Raw genomic sequence first — 22,819 nt, 5'->3', positions numbered from 1 at the left:
TTGGTCGGGCAAGGGGGGGAACCGATGGCGTACACGGTGGGACAGGTGGCGCGGGCGGCCCGGGTGACGGTCCGGACGCTGCACCACTACGACGAGATCGGGCTGCTGCGGCCCGGCGGGCGCACGTCGGCGGGCTACCGCCGCTACGACGACGCGGACCTGGACCGGTTGCAGCTCATCCGCTACTACCGCGAGCTGGGGTTCCCGCTGGAGGAGATCGCCGAGATCCTCGACGACCCGGATGTCGACCCGGCCACGCACCTACGCCGGCAGCACGAGCTGCTGTCCGGTCGGATCGGGAAGCTCCAGGAGATGGTCGCGGCGATCGAACGCGCGATGGAGGCGAGAAAGTTGGAGATCCAGTTGACGCCCGAGGAACGGTTCGAGGTGTTCGGGGACTTCGACCCGGCGGAGCACGCCGATGAGGTCGATCAGCGCTGGGGTGACACGGACGCGTACCGGCAGTCGCGGGAGCGCACCGGCCGCTACTCGAAGGAGGACTGGGGGCGCAACAAGGCGGAGAACGAGGACTGGGCCCGGCGGATCAGCGCGGTGCTGGACTCCGGCGCCCCGGCGGACGGTCCGGAGGCGATGGCGCTGGCCGAGGAGCACAGGCAGCTGATCAACCGCTGGTTCTACGACTGCTCCTACGAGATGCACACCTGCCTGGCCGACATGTACGTGGCGGACCCGCGGTTCACCGCGTACTTCGAGACGATGCGCCCGGGTATGGCTGCCTACCTGAACGAGGCGATCCACGCCAACGCGATCAGCCGAGCCTGACGACGGCGGTCGGTCCGCTGCGCGGTTGGCGTAGCGGACCGACCGCGTTCCGTCGAGTCGTCGACGGCGTTGGCGGGCTACCGGCAGCGAGTGGTTCTGCCCGCCTTTCGAGCTGAGTCGTTGGTGATATCACCAACCGTGGCCGTGGCCGTGGCCGTGGCCGTGGCCGTGGCCGTTCGGTGCCGGTGCCGGTGCCGGTGACCGGCGGTGGCGGAGGCGGGGCGCTTCGCGTTGCGGGTCGAGTGAGTCGCCTGCGCTATCAGCTCGACAGCGACTTGAGGAAGGGTGACCACTCCCGGGGCGTCATGGAGCCTCGCGCGTCGTGATCAAGCGGTCGCAGGAGGTGGAGGAATTAGGGGCGGCGGCTCTTCGCCTTTTGGCGGGCGTAGTAGGCGCGGGCGCGGTTGCGGTCGCCGCAGTCCTTCGTGTTGCACCAGCGGCGGTTCCGCCGCGGTGAGGTGTCGAGATAGACCCAGCCGCACCTGGCGTCCTCGCACTGGTGGAGGCGGTCGAGGTCGGCCCGCTCGGTGAGCGCCACGAGCCCGCGGACGATGCGATGGCGGGGCAGGCGGAGGTCGGTCTCCCGGTCTCGCCACTGCCAGCAGTCGCCGGAGCGGACCAGGTCGGATGCGGCGATCGCTGCCCGGTACATGTCCGCGAGGTCCGCGGCGGCCTCGGGGTCATCCTCGAACAGGGCTGCGTAGACCCTCTCGCGGGCTTCGACGACCTGCTGTCGTTCCCGCTCGGCCCGGGCGTCGTCCCGGCCGGCGAGGTCGAGCAGAGCCGCGGCCTCGTCTGCGCTGATCAGGTCGGACTCCACGCACCAGTCGACGACGTCGGAGAAGGTATTCAGGTTCTCTCTGCGTGCGCGCCCGTCGAGGCGCCAGTCAACGGTGTTCACCAGGTCGAGCATGCGGTCGCCCGCGACGTGGCCGAACCTCACCGTCGGCTCCTCTCATGGCCAAAAGCATTGTTGCATGTGAGGCGATCTCCTGACAGGCTCATGGTCGAATGTCTAATCACCCGTGATAAGTGCCTGGAGACCGATCGTGGCTGCCGCCGCCCCACGCAGATCGTTCACGGCACTGTGGGCTTCTCAAGCGTCCTCGAATCTCGCCGACGGGCTGCTGCAGGCCGCAGCGCCGCTGCTCGTCGCCACGCTGACCCGTGACCCGCTCGTGGTGGCGGGCATGACGGTGGTGCAGTTCCTGCCCTGGCTGGTCGCCACGCTTCCGGCCGGTGTGATCGCCGACCGGGTCGACAGACGTCGGATCCTCACCGCTGGCAACTGGCTGCGCGCGGTCGCGTTCGCCCTGCTCGCCGTGTCCCTGGCGAACGGATGGCGCCACGTCGCACTGCTCTACGCCGCGGTGTTCCTGGCCGGTTGCGCCGAGACGATGGTCGACAACGCCGCACTGGCCATCCCACCCCGCCTCCTGCCACGCGAGCAGCTCGAACGCGCCAACGGGCGGTTGTTCGCGACCCAGTCCGTCATCAACACCTTCGTCGGTCCGCCTGCCGGAGCGGCGTTGTTCGCGCTCGCCGCGTCAGCAGCCTTCTACACCGGCGCGGCCGCGTTCGCCCTCGCCGGCCTGGCGGCCCTGCTGCTGCCCGCGTTGCGCCCCACCAACGAGGAACAGGAGCGCCGCCGCTCGACGCCGACCACCATCACCCAGGACATCCGCTCCGGATGGGCCTACTTCTGGCGCCATGACCTGCTGCGCCGAGTCGCGTTCATCTCGGCGGCGACCAACTTCTTCGGGGCGGCCACCGGCGGGGTGCTCGTCCTGCTGATCACCGGCCCGTACCAGATATCCGCCTCGCACTACGGCCTGTTCATCGCCGTTCCCGCCGCCGGCGCGATCGCCGGTTCGCTCCTCGCCGAACACGTCGTGCCCCGCGTCGGTGGCGGCCCCGTCACCTGGCTTGCCGCCCTCACCCCGGCCGCCAGCTACGCCATCCTCGGCCTGGGCAACCACACACCCCTCGCCCTGGCCGGCATGTTCTGCGCTGCCATCGCCACCTCGCTGAACCAGATCGTCGTCAGCACCCTGCGCCAGGCGGCGGTCCCCGACGAACTCCTCGGCCGCGTCACCGCCGCCTACCGCCTCATCGTCCTGGGTGTCGTCCCCCTCGGGGCCCTCGCCGGCGGTTTGCTCGGGCGCGGCCTCGGGATCCGCGCCCCCTTCATCGCCGCAGCACTCGGACTCGGGCTCGCCGCACTCCTGCTCGCCTCCCGGGTCACCACCCAAGCCCTCCGCGACGCCGAGACAACCCCGCACCACCGTCCGCCGATCGCGTACCGCTAGACGAAGACGTCGAGCAGCAGCACGCCGAGGAAACCGACCACCGAGATGATCGTCTCCATCACCGACCAGCTCTTGACGGTCTGCCCCACGGTCAGCCCGAAGTACTCCTTGACCAGCCAGAAGCCGGCGTCGTTGACGTGTGAGAAGAACAACGACCCGCATCCGATCGCCAGGGCCAGCAGGGCCACCTCGGGGCCCTGGAGCGTGGCGGCCAGCGGCGCGGCGATGCCGGCGGCGGTGATGGTGGCGACGGTGGCGGATCCGGTGGCCACCCGGATGCCCACCGCGACCAGCCAGCCCAGCAGCAGAGGGTTGAGATTGGCGCCCTCGGCGGCGTCGGCCACCAGGCTGCCCACCCCGGCGTCGACGAGCACCTGCTTGAAACCGCCGCCGGCCGCGACGATGAGCAGGATGCCGGCGATCGCCGGCAGCGAGCCGCCCAGGAAACCGGAGACCTGGGTACGGCTGAAGCCGGTCCGGTAGCCCAGGAAGACCATGGCGAAGATGACCCCGGCCAGCAGCGCGACGATCGGGGTGCCGACGATGTCCAGCGCCTGGCGGCCGGCGGTGCCCTCGTCGAGGGTCAGTTCGCCGATCGCCCGCAGCAGCATCAGCGCCACGGGCAGCAGCACGCTGGCCACGGCCGCCCAGAACGCCGGCGTACGGCGGGAAACCGGCTCGTCGATCGGCGCGCCGGGTCGGCCGGCACCCGGGTTGGCCAGGTCGTCGTCGGCCACCAGGTCGCCGTCTGCGTCGGCCCGTCCGTCGCCGGGACGGGTCGGGCTGCGGTCGCCGGGGTCCCGCCGGGTGGGCAGCAGCGCCTCCGGGGCGGTGGCCGGCACGTACCGGGCGATGAAACTGCCGAAGACCGGCCCCGCGACGATCACCGTGGGGACGGCCACCAGCAGGCCCAGCGCGAGCGTCTGACCGAGGTTGGCGCCCAGGGCGTCGATCGCCACCAGCGGGCCGGGGTGCGGCGGCACCAGGCCGTGCAGCACCGACAGGCCGGCCAGCGCCGGAATGCCGATCTTCATCAGTGGCACGTCCACCCGGCGGGAGACCAGCAGCACGATCGGCACCAGCAGCACCACACCGACCTCGAAGAACAACGGCAGCCCGATGAGCGCGGCGACACCGGCCATCGCCCAGGGCAACGCGCCACCGGAGACCCGGCCGACCACACGTTCGACGATGCCGTCGGCTCCGCCCGACTCCGCCAGCAGGCCACCGATCATCGCGCCCAGCGCGATCAGCAGGCCGACACCGCCGACGGTGGAGCCCACCCCGCCGCTGAACGAGGTGACGATCTTGTCGGCGGGTACGGCGGCGGCCACGCCCAGCACCGCCGCACCGAGGATCAACGCCAGGAACGGGTGCACCTTGCCCCATGCGATGAGCAGCACCACCGCGGCGATGCCCAACAGGGCGGCGACGACGAGTTGGGTGTCACCGGCGTTCGTGAGGGGCTCCGCGGGTGCGGCGAGCAGTGTGACCACGGCAATCACGACCTTCGGTCGGTCAGGGGGGAGGGGAGGTTGGTGCCGGTTCCGGTGGCAGGCCGGGGGCCAGCCGGCGCAGTGAGGCGAAGGTGGGCACGAGCGCGTCGTACAACTCGGAGAACAGCGGCAGCAGCGCCGCGTACGTGGCGGCGGCGGCCGGGTCCGGGTGGACCGTCTCGTCGATCCGTACCAGGTCGGCGGCCACCTCGATCGACTCGATCAGACCGAGCGCCTGCATGCCGAGCAGCGCGGCCCCGAAGCCGGAGCCCTCGTGTCCGGCGGGGAAACGCACCGGCATGCCGAGCGCGTCGGCGAGGATCTGCCGCCACAGCGGGCTGCGGGCGAAGCCGCCGCCGGCGCGGACCTCGCGTACCTCGTTGCCGGCCGCGCGGACCGAGGCGAGGACCAGGGCGAGCTGCTGGCAGACCCCCTCCAGCGCGGCCCGGACCAGATGCGGCCGGCCGTGACCGTGGGTCAACCCGACGTACGCGCCGCGCGGCACCGCGCTCCAGTGCGGCGCCCGCTCGCTGAGCAGGTACGGCAGCATGATCAGCCCACCGGAGCCGACCGGCGCGCGGGCGGCCAGGTCGAGCAGTTCCTCCTCAGCGTGCTCGCCCAACTCCGGCGCGAGCGCGTCGTTGGCCCACTGCAACACGATCCCGCCGTTGTTGATCGCGCCGCCGACGACCCAGCGGTCCTCGGTGAGCGCATAGCAGAACACGCCACCGAGCGGGTCGACGCCGGGGCGCTCCACCGCCACCCGCATGGCGCCGCTGGTGCCTATCGAACAGGCCACCACGCCGGGGCGTACCGCGCCGAGCCCCAGGTTGGCCAGCGGACCGTCACCGGCGCCGACCACGATGGGAGTGCCCGCGGGCAGCCCGGTGGCCCTGGCGGCCACGGCGGTCAGCCCGGGCAGCACCTGCGTGGTGGGGACGAGCCGGGGAAGTTGCGCCTCGGTGACGCCGGCGACGCGCAGCGCCTCCGGGTCCCAGGCCAGCCGGTGGATGTCCATCAGCCCGGTGGCCGAGGCGACCGAGTGGTCGGTGGCGAGTGTCCCGGTGAGCCGCCACAGGATGAGGTCCTTGATGCCCACCCAGTACGCGACCCGCGCGTGCAGCGCCGGCTCCTGCTCGGCGTACCAGACCAGCTTGGGCAGCGGCGCCATCGGGTGCACCGGGGTGCCGGTGCGCCGGTGCAGGGCCAGCCCGGACGGTACGGCCCGCAGCCGCTCGGCCTGCGCGCTGGCCCGCGAGTCGGCCCAGGTGATCGACGGGGTGAGCGGCCTGCCATCCGCGTCCAGCCCGATCAGGCTGTGCATGGCGGTGCTGAACGACAGCCCGGCGACCGGGGTGCTCAGTTCGTCGACGACGGCGCGGATCGCACCGAGCACGGCCTGGTGGATCAGTTCCGGGTCCTGCTCGGCCCGGCCGGGAAGTGGCTCGTCGAGGGGGTAGCCGATCGAGTGGCTGGCCAGTTGACGCCCGCCGGTGTCGAACGCGACCGCCTTGGTGCTCGTGGTGCCGATGTCCACGCCCACCACCACGGCCGGGTCGTCCACCGCCGTACCTCCTCGCCCCCGGGGGCGCGGTCCGCTCCCCACCGTGTTCGTGACGTTACCGACCCGTCCATCGACGCGCATGACAAGTAGGAGGCCGGAGATTCCGCCGATGGTGGTGGTCAATCAGCCGATCGGTCTAATTGGCGACTTTTGCGTTTCTTCCTCCCCCTGCTCCGCAGTTGACATGAATGACACCCGGGTGGGCTCGCGCGGCGGAGGAGTCGGCGTGACGAAGACTGATTCGACGGGTTCCACATGGCGGTACCGGTGGGCGCACCGGCAGAACGAGCGGCGGCAGCGGCTCTTCCGTGCGGCCGACGAGGCGTGGCGGCGCCGCGACGACGAACTGCGCCGCCTGCGTACCCTCGCGGTGTCCTTCCACGGGTCGGCGCAGGCCGGCGTGGGTCTGCCGATGGAGTTGGCCCCCGACGAGGTGGTCTTCTGGACGCTGCCGGCCGCGCAACTGGTCGAGGTCCGGCACACCGCCGTGCTGCCCGCCCCCGAGCTGCGGATCGGCCCGGAACCGCGGGTGCTCCGCGCGCGCCGACCCGAAGGCGTCAGGGTGATCGACGCCGGGTTGGCCGTGCTCACCAATCGCCGGCTGGCGCTGCTCGGCGGGCGCGGCCGGCGCGACTGGGCGTACGGGCGGATGACCGGGCTGTCCCACGACCCCGCCGCGCCGGTCACCCTGATCCAGGTGCTGGACCGGCGGCGCACCTCGGGGCTGCTGCTGGCCACCGGGGCGGTGGCCGACTTCCGCTTCACGCTGACGCTCGCCTTCGCCGACGCGATCGAGCAACGCGCCGCGGTGGTGGCCGAACTGGACGAGCTGATCGACGAGCACGCGGCGACCCGCCCGCAGCGCCCGGCGATCCTCACCCCCGCCCAGGCCCGGCTCTGCGCTCTGGTGCCCGGCGGGCGGCGGACCCTGGCGGTCGCCGCGGCGCTCGCGCTGATCCTGCCGGCCATGCTCGTCGAGGCCAACCCGCCCACCCGGGCCGGCTCGGAGCGCGCCGCCGCGGCCACCCCGGCCGCCCCCACGCCCACCGCCGTCCCCACGTCCACCGTCACCCCGGCGTCCACCGCCGTCCCGACGTCCACCGGCTCGCCGAACGTCGCACCGGCCGTCGAGGCCCGCCCCACCGCCGGCTCGGAACCGTCCCGGGAACGCCCCGGGCCGTCGCGCGGCACGCCACAGCCGCCCGCCGAGCGCCGCTGCGGCGCACCCACCAACCCGTTCGGGTACGACTTCTGCGGCGGCCAGCGCATCCGCCGGCCGGCCGCCGGGGTCTGCGACTGGTTCGAGTGCGTACCGGACTTCTGGTCCGGCCAGGGCTGGCTGGTGCAGTGCCGGGACGGCGCGATCAGCCGCACCGGCGGGCAGCGCGACGTGTGCGCCGGCCATCAGGGGTGGCGCCGCACCATGTGGACCTGACCCGACGCGCGGGGGCCACGGCCCCCCGGCCCAACCGGTCGCGCCAGGTGCGCGCGCCCGGCTACCGTCCGGCTGTGTCCCGCACCGTGACCCTGGTCCTGCTCGACGCCACCGGCCGCCCGCTGGGCGCGCTGCCGCCGTTCGACGTGCCCGAACCGTGGTGGCAGCAGGTCGACTCGGTCGTCGCCGGAGCGCGCCGCCATCACGGCCTCGACGTGGCCGTGCTGCGGCTGCTCGACGCCGACCGGCCCGCGCCGCCCGGCGGTCACGTCCGCTACCTGGCGCAGGTCGCCGAGCCGCCCGCCGTACCCCTGGAACCGGTCGCCGTGGACCTCGCGCCGCATCCGCGGCGCCCGCCGTGGGCGCACCCGGGCGGACCGGCCCGCAGTGTCGCCTGGGCGACCGGCGAGCTGCGCCGGCTCGGCCGCACCGTGACGGCGGTGGCGCAGCAGCGCACCTGGAACCTGTCCGCGATCTGGCGCCTGGACACCACGCACGGCGCGGCGTGGCTCAAACAGCTTCCCGCCTTCGCCCGCCACGAGCCCACCGTCCTCCGGTGGCTCGCCCTCCCCGGCGCGCCGGTGCTGCTCGCCGTCGGTGCACAGGGGCGGATGCTGCTGGAGGACGTGCCGGGTGCGGACCGGTACGGGGCACCGGAGGCGGAGCGAGCCGCCGTCGCGGCCGCGCACCACCAGGTGCAGCGGCGGGCCTGCGCGGCCGTCGACGAACTGCTCGCGGCGGGGGTGCCCGACCTGCGGGGGACGACGTTGGCGCGCTGGATCCGCGGCCGGCTCGCCGGATACGACGTGTCGGCCGCGGCCGACCTGCTCGCCGGACTCGACGACCGGCTCGGGCGGGTGCGTGACTGCGGACTGCCCGACACGCTCGTGCACGGCGACCTGCACCCCGGCAACGTGCGCGGCGACGACGGACGACGGGTCGTGATCGACTGGGCGGACGCGTTCGTCGGCCATCCCGCCTTCGACATCCTGCGCCTCACCGAGGACGTCGGCGCTGCGGGCGCACGTCGGCTGGTCGGCGGCTGGGCGCGGCGGTGGCGGACCGACGTGCCCGGCAGCGACCCGGAACGGGCCGTCGACCTGCTCCGGCCGGTCGCCGCGCTGCGGCAGGCCGCCGTGTACGCGATGTTCGTCGCCGCGATCGAGCCGAGCGAGCACCCCTACCACGTGCACGACGTGCCGGCCGCGTTGGCGCGCGCCGTGGCGGCGGCGCGACCCTAGACCCGGCGGATCGGGATCCACAGCTCCGCGTCCGCGGTGGCGCCGTCCCCGGCGACCTGCACCCGCGAGATCTCCGGCCCCGGCCGCGTCTCGTACGGGTTGGACGGGAACCACTGCGTGAACACGGTGCGCCACAGGTGCTGCACCGCCACCGGGAACGCCCCGGAACTTCGGAACACCGCCCAGTCGCCGGCCTCGACCGGCAGGCCGGCCAGGTCGTCCGGCACCTCCGCGCCAGTCACCACCCCGTACCAGTAGTCCAGCTCGGCGCCCTCGTCGCGGGAACCGCCCAGGTCGTCGCTGACGTTGACGATGCCGCGCGGCTCCTGGTCCGACAGAGCCTCGATCCGGCGTACGGCGGCCGGGTCGATGCCCCTGATGAACGCCACGATGTGGGGGTTCATCCCCTCGTGGACGAGTGGCACCCGGGCCTTCAACCCGGCGAGCCGGAAGGCGTCCTTGGTGACGATCCGGTAGTCCATGCTGGTGCTCCCTTCGACGACGAGCCGGAAGGACATCCGGGGCTGGGACCGCAGCGCCGCACCGCTGCGCCGGGCCTGCGTCGGCCCGACGCCGTGCACGGCCCGGAACGCGCGGGCGAACGCCTCGTTCGAGCCGTACCCCCAGCGGACCGCCACGTCGAGCAGTGACTCCCGCCCGGCGAGCACGTCGGCGCCCGCAAGCGTCATCCGGCGGCGGCGCACGTACTCCGACAACGGCAGTCCGGCCAGCGCCGAGAACAGCCGGCCGAAGTGGTGCTCCGACACGCCGGCGATCCGGGCCAGCGCGGCCACGTCGAGCGGTCGGTCGAGCCGCTGTTCGAGGTGGTCCAGCGCCGCGTTGAGCCGATCCAGCACCCGGTGTTCCTTCCTGGTTACGCCCTCGACGTTAGGTCTCCGGCCGCCGGTCGGCCCGATCACAACCGACCCGGTCCGGTCGCCTCCTCCCGGCTGGCGGGGATGTCGCATCATGATGTGGTGATCTTTCGGAAGCGGCACCACAACAAGAAGAAGAACCGGGACGGGTGCGACTGCGACGTGCCCACCTGCAACGGTCCGGGCTGCTGCGACCTGGGACTCTTCTCGATGTTGCTCACCCTCGGCTCGGTGACTGCGGGCGTCGTGCGCAGGCCCGCCGTGGACCGCGCCGGCCGGGCCGCCATCCTCGGTTACCGCCGGTGGCTGTCGCACCGCTGGCCGGCGACGTGCCGCTACACGCCGACATGCAGTGCGTACGGGCTCGCGGCCGTGGAGCGGTACGGGCTGGCGGTGGGCGGTCGGATGGCCGCCGACCGGGTACGCCGCTGTCGTCCCGACGTCCCGCACGGCACCCGCGACCCCCTGCGCTGACCCCACCCGCCCACCCGCCCGTCCCGCCTCGCGTGTCGCGGCGGGGTGGGTGATCAGTCGACCGACGTGGGGCCGCCGAAGACGACCGGTACACCGGGGGAGTAGAGCACGCTCACCGGCGGTCCGTCCGGTGCGGGCAGCCCCGCGGCCGTGACCAGTTCGTCGTCCAGGTGCAGCAGCTCGGCGCGGTGCAGCGGCCACTGTGGATGCCAGTTCGGCAGGTGGCGGGTATGCCCGTACGCGCGGGTGTGCAGGCCCCACCGAGCGGTCAGGAAGTGTTCCAGCGGCGTCGGTTCGGGAATCGGCGCGCCGACGCGGACGGCCATCCGGCTTGTCGTCCCGACCGGGCCGGGCCAGCGGCGGCGGCAACGGTAGGTGAGCGTGTCGCCGTCCCGGTCCAGCCGCATGGCCGACCACTTGTAGGGCAGGCGCAGGCTGAGCTGGGCCACCAGCACCGGCACCAGCCGGGACGCGTCCAGCGAGCGGAACACCACCGCGCGCCGCCCGGAGCCGTCGACCGAGTAGAGCCGGACGTTCGTCTCCCAGAACGAGCCGAAGTAGGGCACGCCCGGGCCACGACCGAGCCCCACCCCGACCATCCGGAAACCGATCAGCCCGACGTAGGTGAGCCCGTCGAGCGTGTCCGGCCGGGTGCCGGCGGGCAGCAGCGGGGCGACCCGTTCCGGCGGGACCGCCCAGTGCAGGAACGCGAGATCGTGCCAGCGCTGCGCCAGCCAGGCCCGGCGGATCGCGCGTTCGGGTGCGTGCTGGACCGGCTCGATCTCCACCGGTCCATCCTGCCTCCCGGACGCACCGGGAGTCACTCCGGCCGGTGGCAGACCGCCTCGACGTTGTTGCCGTCCGGGTCGCGGACGAACGCGCCGTAGTAGCCGGGGTGGTATTCCGGCCACTCCTTCGGCGCGTGCAGCACCTCCGCACCCGTTGCCACCGCCGCGTCGTGGAACGCGCGCACCGTGGCCCGGTCGGCGGCGGCGAACGCGATGTGCACCGGCGCAGGTGTGGTGCCGGCCGGGGCGGGCTCCACCCAGAAGTCGGGCGCCTGGACGCCGTAGCCGATCGCGCCGGGTTCCATCAGCCGCCGCCCGCCCAGCGGGGCGAGCACGGCGTCGTAGAACGCGCCGCTGGCCGCCAGGTCGCGTACCGCTACGGAGAAGTGGTCGAGCACAGGGCCTCCTGAATTCACTGCCCCCGCAGATGGTCGAGGACCGCGTCAGGTTACGACCCACCCCCGACACTTCCGCGCCGGCGAGCCCGGCGATCGCCCCGGACGCTCCGTGTCGCATACGCGACAGCGCCCTAATCGTCGTGAGAAGCGTCAATGTCGGCGGCGAATTCCGGCCAGGCGGGTGGAAACGGCCGCGCCCTTGTCGATCGTGCACTCAGGACGGACCGAAGCGTCCGTTGACATTCCGGGGCGGGTTGACACCATGGACGGACGGAATGCATGAGACCGCAGCGATGAACTGCGCTGGGTGGGCCGGTCAGGATTGGGCCCTCCGGGCGCCGAACAATCCGGGGAGTGTGGCCTGTGGCGTCAGATCCTCCGAAGGACAGCCGATCCGAAGGATTCGGCATGCTGCCGAAACGGCTCGCGTTCCTGGCGGTGACGGCACTCCTCCTGATATTTCTCCTCCTTGCGCTCGTCGAGTTTCCGTGGGCCAACCTGGCCGTGCACATCATTTTCGGAGCCCTGGCGGTGGGCGCTTTCGTGGTGCTGGTGCTGCTGCGGGAAACACCCAACCTCAAAGCAATGGCACCCGGCGCGCCGGTCGCCGAATCTCCGAGCCGGGAGGAGATACAGGAGGCCGCGAGTTACGTCGCCCGCAACTACGACCCCTACGCGATCGCCTGCTTCATCAACCTGTTGCTCGATCCGCCACGTTCGCTGGCGAGGGTTCACGACGAGGTCGAGCCGAACGGGCGGATGCTCCGTGTCCGGACGACGCTGCAATACCGGATCGACCTGCCGCGGTCGGTCCGTCGGATGGGCGACACCGGCGCAACCGGCGCCGGGAGTGCCGCCGGACCCGCCGGCACCGATCCCCGTTCCGACGAGGGGCCCCGGAGCGAGCGAGGCGCGACCGGCGTACTGATCCCGCTGGTGACGGCGCGAAAGGGGTTGCTGTTCGATCTGGTGAGCGCCACCGATGCGAAGGGCGAGACCATTTCGGTCCTCTCCCAGCGGGAGGTTCGCGGTCTCACCGCGCTCGCGATCGAGTCCCTCTTCCTGCTGGCCCGGCAGGAGACGGCTCAGCGGCCCACATCCCCTGTGCTCAGGACGTCGGACCGCGACATCATGGCGCGGGTGATCGTGGCGATCTGTCGCCCGGCTGCGCCTCCGGTCCGAACCGGCGGGGCGAGGTTGACCGACGCTCCCAAATCCGCGTGGGAGGAGGTGCAGGACGCGCTGAAGCAGGTCACCGGACTCAGTGAGGAGATCTCCGCGGTCTGGCGGGACAAGATTCTCGACATCTGCAAGGTGCTGGCCAGGAGCTATGTCGTGGTCGGCGAGGTGCCGGTTCCGGAGACGATGAACGTCCTGGTCACCTACAGCTCCCTCTACTCGCCGGAAAGGATGCACGTCAGCCCGTACGAAAAGCTGAGGGCGCGCTTCGGTCTGGCGCCCTTCACGCTCGACGTGCCGATGACAAGGGCACTCCAGGCGGAAAGCTACCATTTCGAACTGCTCGCCCCGGCGGGTTGCTATGTCTTCAGCCATCATCTTGAGGTGCTGGGTGGCCGAGAGATACTCCGGCAGCCCCATTTCAAGATCAACGGCTTTCAACAGTACGTCCGACTTCACCACGAGCAGGCCCGCCCGGTGGCGCATCTGTACGTCCGCCGACACGGACGCTGGGGCGACCTGAGGTCGATCGGACCCGGCGAACGGGTGTCCTGGGACTTCAAGTCGATCGTCTACCTGCGAGAGATTCCACCAGGCGCACTGGGCAACGCAGCGACTCTGGCCACGCTGACCGCGATCGTGCTTCTCTTCTTCACGCTGTCCCGCGCCGGTCTGGACAATGCCGCGGCCGCCGTCGGTCTGCCCGCGCTCGTGCTGGCGCTGCCCGCATTCGTCGCAGGCGCCCTGGGGCGGGGACTCGACCAGGAGCGGGTCGGTCGCGCTTCGCTCATCGCGTACTTCGGCCTTCACTCGGTGATGTTCCTGTCGTTCGCGGGTGTGCTGCTGTACGTCCTCGACGCCGCGAAACGCCTGCCGACCGAGGTGACCATGCGCCTTGCCGGACTCCCGCACGAGGTCCGTACCGATGTCCTCTGGCTGGTGCTGTCCTTCCTCGCGCTGGTCCTCGCCACCTTCCTGATTCGCCAGCGGCAGCAGGCCACGCGGTATTACCTGAATGCGCAGGAGCGAGCGGTGGCGAACAAGCACGTCGAACCAGGCCAGACAACGAGCAACGCGGATTGACGGAGGTGCGGGTGTGGAGCAGAACGAGGAGTGGGGCGACGGGCGTCTCGTCGTACGGCGGGCAGAGGTGCCGGACAGCGACATCGTGGACATGACCGTGGTGACCACCCGAGCGCAACATCTCGCGCTCAATGCGATCGTCTACGCGCTGGTGGACAAGATCAGAGAGGAGGACGCGGCCAGCATCAGCCGGCATGTGCTGCCCACCCCGACGGTGACCGGAGCGGACGGTTGGCAGGGTTTCACCTCGGAGGGAAGCCAGTAGCCCGGCGCCGCCGGACGGTGTCGCCGAGGATCAGCAGTCCCGGAGCCGCGCCGATCAACCAGATCACGCCCACCGGCCAGTGGATCAGCGAGCGCACGGCCCCGCGTATCTCCGGCACGTCGCCGACCACGTATGACGCCTCCGGATCGGCGGTGCGGCAACTCAACGTCCAGGCCCCGGTCGCCGGCACCCGGACGGTGGCCACCCAGGCCAGTGTCGCCGCGTCCGTTCCGTAGTCGGCCGGCGGCACCGACACCGGTTCGGCGCTCCGGACCGTCGCGCCGTCGGTGACCTGGCAGTCCGGCTCGGCCAGGGACCCGGAGAAGATCGCGTACGTGCCGGCGGCCGGCGCGGTGAACCGGCCCGCCGATGTGGCGTAGGGCCCGACCCCGCCGTACTCACGGCCCTGGTCGGTCGTGCTGTCCTCGGCGCCGAGCCGGACCGCGGTCTGCGCCAGCAGCGCGCCGAGCGCGACGGCGAGCCCGCCGACAAGCCAGCCGCGTGGGGACGCCGGCCGGGCGTCGCGCTCGGGCAGGCGGGTGCCGGCGGCGTACCCGACCAGCGCGCCGCCGACCGCGAGCGCCAGGCCGGTGAGCAGTGCCCGCCCCCAGCGGGCCTCACCGGTCAACGGGACCACCCACCGGAAGAAGGCCAGCGACACGCCCAGCAGCACCGCAGTGGCCAGGGTGGACCCGGTGACGGCCAGGGGGAGGCCGGCGCGGCGGGGCTGCCGGGCCGCGGCCAGGGCGGCGAAGACGGGCGCGGCCAGCACCGGCCACCACAGCGCGGTGGAGATCGGCTGGTCCTCCTCCCACCGGTGGGACCAGTCGAAGAACAGCAGCGGGGCCGGCACGGTCGCCAGCAGCCATGCTGCCAGGAGGCCGGGGCCGGGTGGACGCGAGCGCATCCAGCGATCCTCGACCACCCGGATCATCGACGGAAGCCCGCGTGCCGTCCGAAAGCGATTGCTCACTCACGGTAAGCTCCCGGTCGAGAATGCGAACACACGGGGGAAGCGATGTTCGAGCGCCTGGGCAGATTCGTCGTCGGCAAGGCCTGGTGGGTGATCGGCGGGTGGGTCCTCGCCGCGGTCGCCGTCATCGTGGCCAGTCCGTCCCTGAGTGACATCACCTCCGCCGACCAGGAGAGCTTCCTGCCGAGCAGCTACGAATCGGTGCGGGCCACCGAACTGGGCAGCAAGGCGTTCCCGCAGGCGGCGACCGCGACCGCGACGATCGTGGTCAAGCGTGCCGACGGCAAGCCCCTGACCTCGGCCGACGAGGCGCGCGTCGGGCAGCTCGCCGAGACGCTCAAGGCCCGGAACATCGCGCAGACCTCCGGCTACCTCACCGGGCCGCCGTCGGTGGCACCGGACAAGTCGGTGCAGGTGGTCACCGTCGGTCTCGACGCCGACAGCCCCGACGACCCGGCCCTGCTCGACGCCGTACGCGATCTGCGCGCCGCCCTCGCGCCGGGCCTGGCGGGCAGCGGCCTGACCGCCGGGGTGGCCGGCGACGTGGCCAGCTTCGTCGACAACGAGGACACGTTCAACGACGCGTTCGCGGTGGTCGGCGTCGCCACCATCATCCTCATCATCGGTCTGATCCTGGTCATCTTCCGCAGCCCGATCGCCGCGCTGCTGCCCGTGGTGGTGATCAGCGTCGTCATGTCCGTCACCACCGGGCTGGTCGCCGCAGCCGGCAAGGCGTTCGACCTCAACGTCAGCCAGGACCTGCAGACCATCCTGCTGATCGTGCTGTTCGGCATCGGCACCGACTACATCCTGTTCCTGCTGTTCCGCTACCGCGAGCGGTTGCGCGCCGGCGACGACAAGCGCACCGCGATGATCGTCACGGTGCTGCGGGTCGGCGAGGTCATCACCTCCGCCGCCGGTGCGGTCATCGTGGCTTTCCTGGTGCTGCTGCTGGCCTCGCTGGGCTTCTTCGGCTCGCTCGGCCCGGCGCTCGCCATCGCTGTCGCCGTCATGCTTGTCACCTCGCTGACCCTCATCCCGGCGCTGGTGTCCCTGCTCGGCAGGTGGGTGTTCTGGCCGTCGAAGGCGTGGCAGCGCGTACCCAGGGCGACCCTGTCCCGGCGGCTCGGCGCCGCCGTCGGTCGCCGCCCGGCCGTGGTGGCCGCGGCCTCCGGCGCGCTGCTCGTCGCGCTCGCCGCCGGGGTCCTCAGCTACCAGGCCGACTACGACTTCAGCGCCGGCTTCCCGCAGGACACCGAGTCGGCGCGGGCCGCGAAGGACCTCCAGCGGGGCTTCGCGGCGGGCGCGCTCGCCCCGACCGAGGCCTACCTGACCACCGGCAACGGCACCCCGCTCAGCGAGCAGCAGGTCAGCGACTTCGCCGCCCGGGCGGCCGACGCGCCGGGCGTCGGCCGGGTGCAGCCGCCGGAACGCAGCGCCACCGACCCGAGCGTCGCCCGGGTCAACCTGCTGCTCGACGAGAACCCGGTCTCCAACGAGGCGATCAGCCTGGTCCGCGACGACCTGCGCGACGCGCTGCACACCGCCGCCCCGCCGGGCACCACGGCGCTTGTCGGCGGCAGCACGGCGATCTTCGCCGACATCAACTCGGCGAACAACCGCGACCTGTCGGTGATCCTGCCGGTCGCCGCCGCCCTCATCGCGCTCATCCTCGCGCTGCTGCTGCGCAGCCTCGTCGCACCGATCTACCTGGTGGTCGCGGTGCTGCTCAACTTCGCCGCCACGCTGGGCGCGACCGTCTACGTGTTCCAGGGACTCCAGGGCAACCCCGGCGTCACGTTCCAGTTGCCGATCATCCTCTACCTGTTCGTGGTGGCGATCGGCACCGACTACAACATCCTGATGATCGCCCGGCTACGCGAGGAGGCCCGGGAGGGCCACGAACCGCACGAGGCCGCCGCCATCGGCGTGGAACACGCCGGCCCGACGGTCGCCGCGGCCGGGCTGATCCTGGCCGGCACGTTCGGGGTGCTGATGCTCGCCCCGATCTCGTTCCTCCAGCAGATGGGGTTCGCGGTGGCGATCGGGATCGTGCTGTCCGCGTTCGTCATGTCGATGTTCTTCGTGCCGGCGTTGACCGGGTTGATCGGGCACCGGGCGTGGTGGCCGGGCCACGGTGACCAGCGGCGCAGCGTCGGCCGGCACGCCGCACCGGAACCGGCCCCCGCCGAGAGCAGGTAGCCGGCCCGGTCACCGCTCGCCGGGACGGACCAGCCCGCTCTCGTACGCGATCACCACGAGTTGGGCGCGGTCGCGGGCGTGCAGCTTCTGGAGCAGTCGACTCACGTAGGTGCGGGCGGTGTCCGGGCTGAGGAACAACTCCTGCCCGATCTCCACATTCGACCGCCCCGCGCCGACCTGGGCGAGCACGTCCCGTTCCCGGGCGGTCAGGCCGGTCAGCCGCGTCGGGTCGACCACCGGGGAACGGGCCGCCGCGGCGAGGACCCGCCGGGTGACGGCCGGGGACAGCAACGCGTCGCCGCCGGCCACCGTCCGCACCGCGTCCCGCAAGGCGTCCGGCGGCGTGTCCTTGAGCAGGAAACCGGCCGCGCCCGCCCGGATCGCCTCGAACAGGTACTCGTCGTCGTCGAACGTGGTCAGCACGACCACCTGCACGCCGGTCAACGTCGGGTCGGTGAGGATCCGTCGGGTCGCGGCAAGCCCGTCCCCGCCGGGCATCCGCACGTCCATCAGCACGATGTCGGGCCGCTGCTCCCGGACGACCGCGAGACCGCCGCCGCCGTCACCGGCCTCGCCCACCACCTCGATGTCCGGTGCGCGGTCGAGCAGTGCGCGCAAGCCGGTGCGGACCAGGTGCTGGTCGTCGACGAGGACGACGCGGACCGGGTTCACGTGGCGACCCGCGCGAGCGGCAGATCCACGTACACCCGGAAGCCACCGGCCGCGACGGCGCCGGCCCCGACCGTGCCGCCGAGCAGCGCGACCCGCTCCGTCATGCCCCGTAAACCCTGGCCGGAGGGGCCCGGCGGACCACCGCGACCATTGTCGAGAACCTCCACCGTGAGCCGGCCCGGTGCCGCCCGCACGGCGACCACGACCCGCCGGGCCCGGGCGTGGCGCAGCACGTTCGTCAACGCCTCCTGCACCACCCGGTAGACCGTGGCGCCCACCACCGACGGCAGCCCGTCCACCGGCCCGTCGACGCGCAACTCGACCGGCAGCCCACCCCGGCGTACGCCGTCGACAAGCGCCGGGAGCTGCGCGAACCCGGGTGCCGGCTCGTGCGGGCCGGGTTCGCGGCGCAGCGAACCCAGGGTGGCCCGCAGTTCCGCCATCGCGCTGCCGCTCACCGCCTGGATCGCGGCGACGGCGGTGTCCGCCTGCGCCGGCTCCCGGTCGGCCAGCGCCTCCCGCGCCACCGCCGACTGCAACGTGATCACCGACACGGTGTGCCCCAGCGTGTCGTGCACCTCGCGGGCGATGCGCAGCCGTTCCGCCTCGACCTGCCGGGCCGCTTCCCGGCGGCGCTCCTCGGCGGCGGTGGCGGCCTGCCGGTCCATCGCCGCGCGCAGCGACCGCCGGTTGCGCACCGCGTCACCGAGCGCGATGACCGCGAGCATCAACGCCGCCTCCGATCCGAGCGCCGCTCCCACCACGACCGCCACGTCGTCGTCCTCGACCAGCCGGACGGTCACCGACAGGGTCAGCAGCCCGCTGGCCACGACCGCGGCCGGCGCGACCCGCCCCCGCTCCGCCACCCGGTAGAGCACCCCGGCGGCCGGCGCGGCCACCCCCAGCGGGGGCAGGTCCAGCGCGTAGTAGCCGAGGATGCCGACCGCGGTGGCCAGCAGCGCCGGCAACGGCCACCGCCGGGCGCACAGCACCAGCGCGCCGAGACCCACCGCGAGCGTGCCGGCCAGCGCCGCCCCGCCGGGTGAGGTCCCCCCGGTGGCCACGGCGACCAGGACCAGGCCGAGTGTGGCCGCCGCGAGCAGCGCGTCGGCGCGGGTGGGCGAGGAGTCGGACACGCCCCCGAGCCTAGGTCCGCCCGGACACCCGGCGCTGTCGTCCACAGGCGTCAGGGACAACCCCGAGACGTACGCCGGCAGGCGACATCCGTTCGCGCGACGACGCGGACGACGGCCGGCCGGCGCGGACCTAGCGTCGAGAACATCCCTACGACGAGGAGAAATCCCATGTCCCGTATCAAGCTGACCTGGATCGCGCTGATCGCGATGGTGTGGGCGGCGATGATGTCGTTCGGCGGAGTGGCGGCCGAGACCGTCATGCTCTACCCGAACGTCTTCAACGACGCGCCCGCCTCCCTCGACCGGGCACGTGAGTTCCTGGTCTACGGCGGCCCGCACGACTACTTCCCGCCGCTTGGCGCGTCCGTGGTGTTGAGCAGCCTCGCCTCGACGCTGTTGACCTGGCGTGACCGTCGGCTGCGCTGGTACGTCGCCGGTGCCACCGCCGTCTTCATCGCCTGCGAGTTCCTGTTCTCGGTGGTGTTCTTCTGGCCGCGCAACGAGATCATGTTCGCGGACCCGCCCGGCACCCACTCCGCCGAGTACCTGCGTGAGGTCGCCGCCGAGTTCGTCGCCGGGCACTGGGTGCGCTTCGCCGGAGGGGCCGTCACCGCCGTGCTGGCGTTCGTGGCGCTGCTGCGCTTCGTCCGCTCGACCGCGCCGGCTTCCGCCCCGGTCACGACGTCGGCTCCGGCCCCGGCGCGGACGAACGTGACGCCATGACCGCGGCCCGCCGTACCCTCGGGTTCTCCTGGCCGGCGCTCGTCGCGCTCGCGGCGCTGGCCGCCCCGCGCATCGCCCTGCACGACCTGGACGTGGTGCCGGAGGGCACGGTGGTGGCCGCCCTGCTGGCGGTGGGGCCGCCACTGTGCTGGATCGCCGCCGTGGTGTGGCGGCGCCCGCCGCGCCCGTTCCTGACGGCGGGGGTGATCGGCGTGCTGTACGGGGTGTTCCTGGCGGTCGGCCACCAGGTGTTCTGGGATTCGTCGCTGGGGATGGACGCGGCCGGGCTGGCCGGGCTGGCGCCGGGGGCGCGGGAAGCGCTGCTGCGCGGTGCGGCGGTGGTGGCGAGCCTGTTCACCGGAGCGGCGGTCGGCATGATCGCCGGTGGCTTCGCGGTGCTGCTGTGCCGGCTGCTGCCCGCGCCAGCGGACCCCCCTCGTTAACCGGTTTTCCTTGGCGCACCCTTCCGTCGCGTCAACCCGGTGGGCAGGCCTCCCGGAACACAGCGACCTGCGTGAGCCGAGCGTCGGGGATATGACGTCGAGGCATTTGAGTGCTTGTTGGCGTTTCGGGGTGTCGTCAACCGGCGCATCCCCTGCTGTGGTTGAGTACCCCGGGTACGCGGCGGCCAACAGCCATGGAGACGTGATGAGCGACGGCATCCGGGAGATCGAGGTCAAGTATCGGGTCGCGGAACCCGACGCCCTGGTCCGCGCACTGGCCGCCAAGGGAGTCACCTTCTCGTTGGCGGCGCGGCAGGATGACCAGGCATATGCGGCGAACGGATGGGATTACGGGCAGAGTAAACAAGGGAGGACCTTCGCCCGGCTGCGTACCCAAGATGGTCGGCACCTGTTCTGCGTCAAGACACCGCTCGACAACGAACTGGCCTGCCAGGAACACGAGACCGAGGTGCTTGGCCGTACCGAGATGCACGCGGCGATCCTGGCGATGGGCTTCCATCCGACCGTACGGATCGTGAAGATCCGCCGTACCGCCCGGCTCGGTGAGATGGTGCTCTGCCTGGACGAGGTGGACGGGCTCGGTGCCTTCTTCGAGATCGAGGTGATGGTCGCCGGGGGTAGGCCGGCAGGGCAGGTGCAGGCGGAGTTGGATCGGTTCGCCCGTTCCCTGGGTGTCGAGCTGGAACGCAGCACGGCGAGTTACGACTCGCTGATCAGGTCGGCGTCAGCGGTCACCGCCTGAGCGGTCGATGTGTCGGCGAGGACTCGGCGTACCTCGGTGAACAACTCGGCGGCGACCTGCTCTGGGGGCTGTTCGCCCACGTCGTGTACGTGTACCCGGAAGCCGGCGTCATCCAGTTCCGAGGCTACCTGCACGTATAGATCACGCTCTTGGCGGCCCGACTCAGGCCCGCCCCGATGAAAACGGCTGTGAATGCCGCGTTCCGCTGCACGGGCCCGGGAGCGAACCGGATCGCCGGTGAGGATGATCGTCAGGTCGGGGCGGTCGGCATACTGGTTGAGTCGCCAGATGTAGTCGGGTTCCACGCGGTCGAGGCGCTGCAGCACCAGCGAGGTGGGCAGGTATCGGTCGCAGACGACGACTTTCCCGCCCTTGACCGCTGGTCGGATTTCCGTCTCAAGGTGGTGGTAGCGGTCGGCGGTGACGAGGCACGCGAGCGCCAGACCATGGTATTCGTCGGTGCCATGGCGGGCGGTGCGGCCGAGTGTCGAGCTGGTTGGCTCCTTGGTTGGATGAACCGGCCGCCCCTCCTGGGCAAGGAGTCGGACGAGCAGTGCCGCCACGGTGGTCTTCCCGACCCCGCTCGGGCCGTCGACCACCACGAAAGAGCCAGTCACGATCGCGCCAGCCGCTCATGCTGGGCCCGGGCCAGCTCTACCAGTTTGCGCCGGACGTAGGCGATTTCCACCTCACCGAACTGTAGATTGACCGAGAAATTGAACTCGTCGCGTTCTCGCATGGCCTCGTCCAATCCGTCGTTGGTCAGGTCGACTGTGGCGTAGTCCAACAGTTGAGCCGGGTCGTATCGGCCGGTAGCAAGGAGCCGGTTCCACTCGGGCGTGCCGGGGTACGGGCGGAATTCGAAGACACTGGCCCGGAACCGGCCCGGTGCGCCCTCTGAGAGTTCCCACAGTTCATGGACGTGCCGAACCGTGGCATCGAGCTCGGTGCGAGTCTCGGTCGGCAGGCCGAGAATGAAGTATCCCTTGACCCCGATGCCGGCCCTGGTCAGACGGCGGACCACCTGCCGCGTCAAATCCGGATTGATTCGCTTGCCGATTCGGGTCAACATCCGCTCGCTGCCGGACTCGATGCCCAGCGCCACCTCTCGGCAGCCGTTGGCCGCCATTGTTTCGACAAGCGCGTCGTCGGCGCGGGCCAGGATGTTGATTCGCCCGGTTGCGTCCCAGACGTATCGGCTGCCGACGTCGGCCTCGCTGAAGGCTGCCATGCAACGACGAATGAACCGCTCGTAGCCGAGGAACAGGTCGTCCACGAACCGAAAGGCGGTGACCCCGAAGCGGTCATGCAATTGATCCATCTCCGCGAGGATGTTCAGCGGATCCCGAGCTCGGATGGTGACGTCAGGATTCGCGCTGACCGCCGCGCCGCAGAAGGAGCAGTCGTATGGGCACCCCCGAGCGCCCACCATTGCCGCCTCCAATGGACCGCCGGCCTGCTGGTACGGGTCAGCGGCGAAGAATCGGCGGTCGACGAAGGGAAGCGCGTTGATGTCCGGTGCCAGGTGGCCCATCGAGCCGGGCACGCCGCCCGTCACCGGTGTCTTGAGGATCGGATCGCGCCACATCACGCCGGGCAACCGCGACCGGTGGCCGCGGTCGCGTAGCAGCTCCACGACCCGGCTCTCCGCCTCGCCCACCACGAGCGCTTCCAATCTTCGGAACCGCTCATCCTCGATGACCGCCAGCGGCATGGCCTTGGCTTGGTGGCCGCCCACCACAACCTGGATGGCCGGATCGATACCGGCGGCGATACGGGCGCTCAACTCGTAGGTCGGCGCCAGGAGATTGAAGCCTGCCCAGCGTGGTGCCGCCTCATCGATGACCGTGATGATCTGCTCGATGCCGAGGCCCGACGCCTCACCGTCGAGGACTCCTACGTTGAATCCGTGGGCTGCCGCAGCCGTGGCGATGTAGCCCATCCCGAGGACCGGCAGGGTGAAGTCGTTCACCCGAGGCCGCAGGGTGTAGTCGCGTAGTGGTGCGTTTACCAGCAG

Annotated in this window: 22 protein-coding genes; 11 read left to right on the top strand and 11 right to left on the bottom strand. The window is 71.7% G+C overall.

Going from position 1 to position 22,819, the window contains the following annotated elements; all coding sequences use genetic code 11:
* Positions 1–24 precede the first annotated feature (24 nt).
* The gene (locus ACLQ2X_RS12780; RefSeq protein ID WP_425681214.1) at positions 25–783 is read left to right on the top strand and encodes a MerR family transcriptional regulator; all 759 of its coding nucleotides are present in this window, start codon (positions 25–27) and stop codon (positions 781–783) included.
* Positions 784–1,135: 352 nt separating this feature from the next.
* Here ACLQ2X_RS12780 and ACLQ2X_RS12775 read toward each other — a convergent pair whose 3' ends face one another.
* Positions 1,136–1,726, bottom strand: a complete 591-nt coding sequence (locus ACLQ2X_RS12775) for a CGNR zinc finger domain-containing protein (protein WP_425681213.1) — start codon at positions 1,724–1,726, stop codon at positions 1,136–1,138.
* A 106-nt stretch (positions 1,727–1,832) separates the two neighbouring features.
* Here ACLQ2X_RS12775 and ACLQ2X_RS12770 point away from each other — a divergent pair, with 106 nt between their 5' ends.
* Complete coding sequence (locus ACLQ2X_RS12770; RefSeq protein ID WP_425681212.1) at positions 1,833–3,092, top strand: MFS transporter; 1,260 nt, start codon at positions 1,833–1,835, stop codon at positions 3,090–3,092.
* Here the strand turns inward: ACLQ2X_RS12770 and ACLQ2X_RS12765 are convergent.
* Both ACLQ2X_RS12765 and ACLQ2X_RS12760 read right to left on the bottom strand, forming a co-directional pair.
* Positions 3,089–4,588: an SLC13 family permease gene (locus ACLQ2X_RS12765; protein ID WP_425681211.1), complete on the bottom strand. Its 1,500-nt coding sequence runs from the start codon at positions 4,586–4,588 to the stop codon at positions 3,089–3,091. The genes ACLQ2X_RS12770 and ACLQ2X_RS12765 overlap by 4 nt on opposite strands.
* 22 nt (positions 4,589–4,610) lie before the next feature.
* Positions 4,611–6,152, bottom strand: coding sequence for a gluconokinase (locus ACLQ2X_RS12760; protein ID WP_425681210.1), 1,542 nt, complete (start codon positions 6,150–6,152; stop codon positions 4,611–4,613).
* Positions 6,153–6,378: 226 nt separating this feature from the next.
* Here ACLQ2X_RS12760 and ACLQ2X_RS12755 point away from each other — a divergent pair, with 226 nt between their 5' ends.
* Positions 6,379–7,587, top strand: a complete 1,209-nt coding sequence (locus ACLQ2X_RS12755) for a hypothetical protein (RefSeq protein WP_425681209.1) — start codon at positions 6,379–6,381, stop codon at positions 7,585–7,587.
* Positions 7,588–7,661: 74 nt separating this feature from the next.
* On the top strand, positions 7,662–8,828 hold the full coding sequence (locus ACLQ2X_RS12750) for an aminoglycoside phosphotransferase family protein (RefSeq protein WP_425681208.1): 1,167 nt from the start codon (positions 7,662–7,664) through the stop codon (positions 8,826–8,828).
* On the opposite strand, the gene ACLQ2X_RS12745 is transcribed toward ACLQ2X_RS12750, so the two are convergent.
* Positions 8,825–9,685, bottom strand: coding sequence for an AraC family transcriptional regulator (locus tag ACLQ2X_RS12745; RefSeq protein WP_425681207.1), 861 nt, complete (start codon positions 9,683–9,685; stop codon positions 8,825–8,827). The two genes, ACLQ2X_RS12750 and ACLQ2X_RS12745, sit on opposite strands and share 4 nt — an antisense overlap.
* Positions 9,686–9,805: 120 nt before the next feature.
* On the opposite strand from ACLQ2X_RS12745, the gene yidD reads away from it, so the two are divergent.
* Complete coding sequence (gene yidD / locus ACLQ2X_RS12740) at positions 9,806–10,177, top strand: membrane protein insertion efficiency factor YidD (RefSeq protein ID WP_425681206.1); 372 nt, start codon at positions 9,806–9,808, stop codon at positions 10,175–10,177.
* 53 nt (positions 10,178–10,230) lie between these two features.
* Here the strand turns inward: yidD and ACLQ2X_RS12735 are convergent, their stop codons facing one another.
* Complete coding sequence (locus ACLQ2X_RS12735) at positions 10,231–10,965, bottom strand: YqjF family protein (protein WP_425681205.1); 735 nt, start codon at positions 10,963–10,965, stop codon at positions 10,231–10,233.
* 32 nt (positions 10,966–10,997) lie between these two features.
* Positions 10,998–11,363 (bottom strand): VOC family protein, encoded by a 366-nt coding sequence (locus ACLQ2X_RS12730; protein ID WP_425681204.1) that lies wholly within the window; start codon positions 11,361–11,363, stop codon positions 10,998–11,000.
* A 408-nt stretch (positions 11,364–11,771) separates the two neighbouring features.
* On the opposite strand from ACLQ2X_RS12730, the gene ACLQ2X_RS12725 reads away from it, so the two are divergent.
* The gene (locus ACLQ2X_RS12725; protein ID WP_425681203.1) at positions 11,772–13,625 is read left to right on the top strand and encodes a hypothetical protein; all 1,854 of its coding nucleotides are present in this window, start codon (positions 11,772–11,774) and stop codon (positions 13,623–13,625) included.
* Positions 13,626–13,638: 13 nt separating this feature from the next.
* The gene (locus tag ACLQ2X_RS12720) at positions 13,639–13,890 is read left to right on the top strand and encodes a hypothetical protein (protein ID WP_425681202.1); all 252 of its coding nucleotides are present in this window, start codon (positions 13,639–13,641) and stop codon (positions 13,888–13,890) included.
* Here the strand turns inward: ACLQ2X_RS12720 and ACLQ2X_RS12715 are convergent.
* Positions 13,868–14,797 carry a hypothetical protein gene (locus ACLQ2X_RS12715; protein WP_425681201.1) on the bottom strand — a complete coding sequence of 310 codons (930 nt, stop codon included), beginning with the start codon at positions 14,795–14,797 and terminating at the stop codon, positions 13,868–13,870. The two genes, ACLQ2X_RS12720 and ACLQ2X_RS12715, sit on opposite strands and share 23 nt — an antisense overlap.
* A gap of 111 nt (positions 14,798–14,908) precedes the next feature.
* On the opposite strand from ACLQ2X_RS12715, the gene ACLQ2X_RS12710 reads away from it, so the two are divergent.
* Complete coding sequence (locus ACLQ2X_RS12710) at positions 14,909–17,065, top strand: MMPL family transporter (protein ID WP_425681200.1); 2,157 nt, start codon at positions 14,909–14,911, stop codon at positions 17,063–17,065.
* A 9-nt stretch (positions 17,066–17,074) separates the two neighbouring features.
* Here ACLQ2X_RS12710 and ACLQ2X_RS12705 read toward each other — a convergent pair whose 3' ends face one another.
* Together ACLQ2X_RS12705 and ACLQ2X_RS12700 are read right to left on the bottom strand one after the other, a co-directional pair.
* On the bottom strand, positions 17,075–17,737 hold the full coding sequence (locus ACLQ2X_RS12705) for a response regulator (RefSeq protein WP_425681199.1): 663 nt from the start codon (positions 17,735–17,737) through the stop codon (positions 17,075–17,077).
* A complete protein-coding gene (locus tag ACLQ2X_RS12700; RefSeq protein ID WP_425681198.1) occupies positions 17,734–18,873 on the bottom strand; it encodes a sensor histidine kinase in 1,140 nt (379 codons plus the stop codon). Before ACLQ2X_RS12700 ends, ACLQ2X_RS12705 begins: the two co-directional genes overlap by 4 nt.
* Positions 18,874–19,041: 168 nt before the next feature.
* Between ACLQ2X_RS12700 and ACLQ2X_RS12695 the strand changes: the two genes are divergently transcribed.
* The 3 genes from ACLQ2X_RS12695 (at position 19,042) to cyaB (ending at position 20,802) form a co-directional block, all read left to right on the top strand.
* Positions 19,042–19,596 (top strand): DUF1772 domain-containing protein, encoded by a 555-nt coding sequence (locus ACLQ2X_RS12695; RefSeq protein WP_425681197.1) that lies wholly within the window; start codon positions 19,042–19,044, stop codon positions 19,594–19,596.
* Positions 19,593–20,039: a hypothetical protein gene (locus ACLQ2X_RS12690; RefSeq protein WP_425681196.1), complete on the top strand. Its 447-nt coding sequence runs from the start codon at positions 19,593–19,595 to the stop codon at positions 20,037–20,039. Before ACLQ2X_RS12695 ends, ACLQ2X_RS12690 begins: the two co-directional genes overlap by 4 nt.
* Before the next feature lie 205 nt (positions 20,040–20,244).
* Entirely contained in the window at positions 20,245–20,802 is a 558-nt protein-coding gene (gene cyaB, locus ACLQ2X_RS12685; RefSeq protein WP_425681195.1) for a class IV adenylate cyclase, read from the top strand.
* Here cyaB and tmk read toward each other — a convergent pair.
* Together tmk and ACLQ2X_RS12675 are read right to left on the bottom strand one after the other, a co-directional pair.
* The gene (gene tmk / locus ACLQ2X_RS12680) at positions 20,760–21,404 is read right to left on the bottom strand and encodes a dTMP kinase (RefSeq protein WP_425681392.1); all 645 of its coding nucleotides are present in this window, start codon (positions 21,402–21,404) and stop codon (positions 20,760–20,762) included. The two genes, cyaB and tmk, sit on opposite strands and share 43 nt — an antisense overlap.
* 11 nt (positions 21,405–21,415) lie before the next feature.
* On the bottom strand, positions 21,416–22,774 hold the full coding sequence (locus ACLQ2X_RS12675) for a B12-binding domain-containing radical SAM protein (RefSeq protein WP_425681194.1): 1,359 nt from the start codon (positions 22,772–22,774) through the stop codon (positions 21,416–21,418).
* Positions 22,775–22,819 lie beyond the last annotated feature (45 nt).

It is taken from the genome of Micromonospora sp. DT31 (assembly GCF_049841795.1).
In the GTDB taxonomy this organism is placed as follows: domain Bacteria; phylum Actinomycetota; class Actinomycetes; order Mycobacteriales; family Micromonosporaceae; genus Micromonospora.
This window is presented reverse-complemented; position numbering and strand designations above follow the sequence as displayed.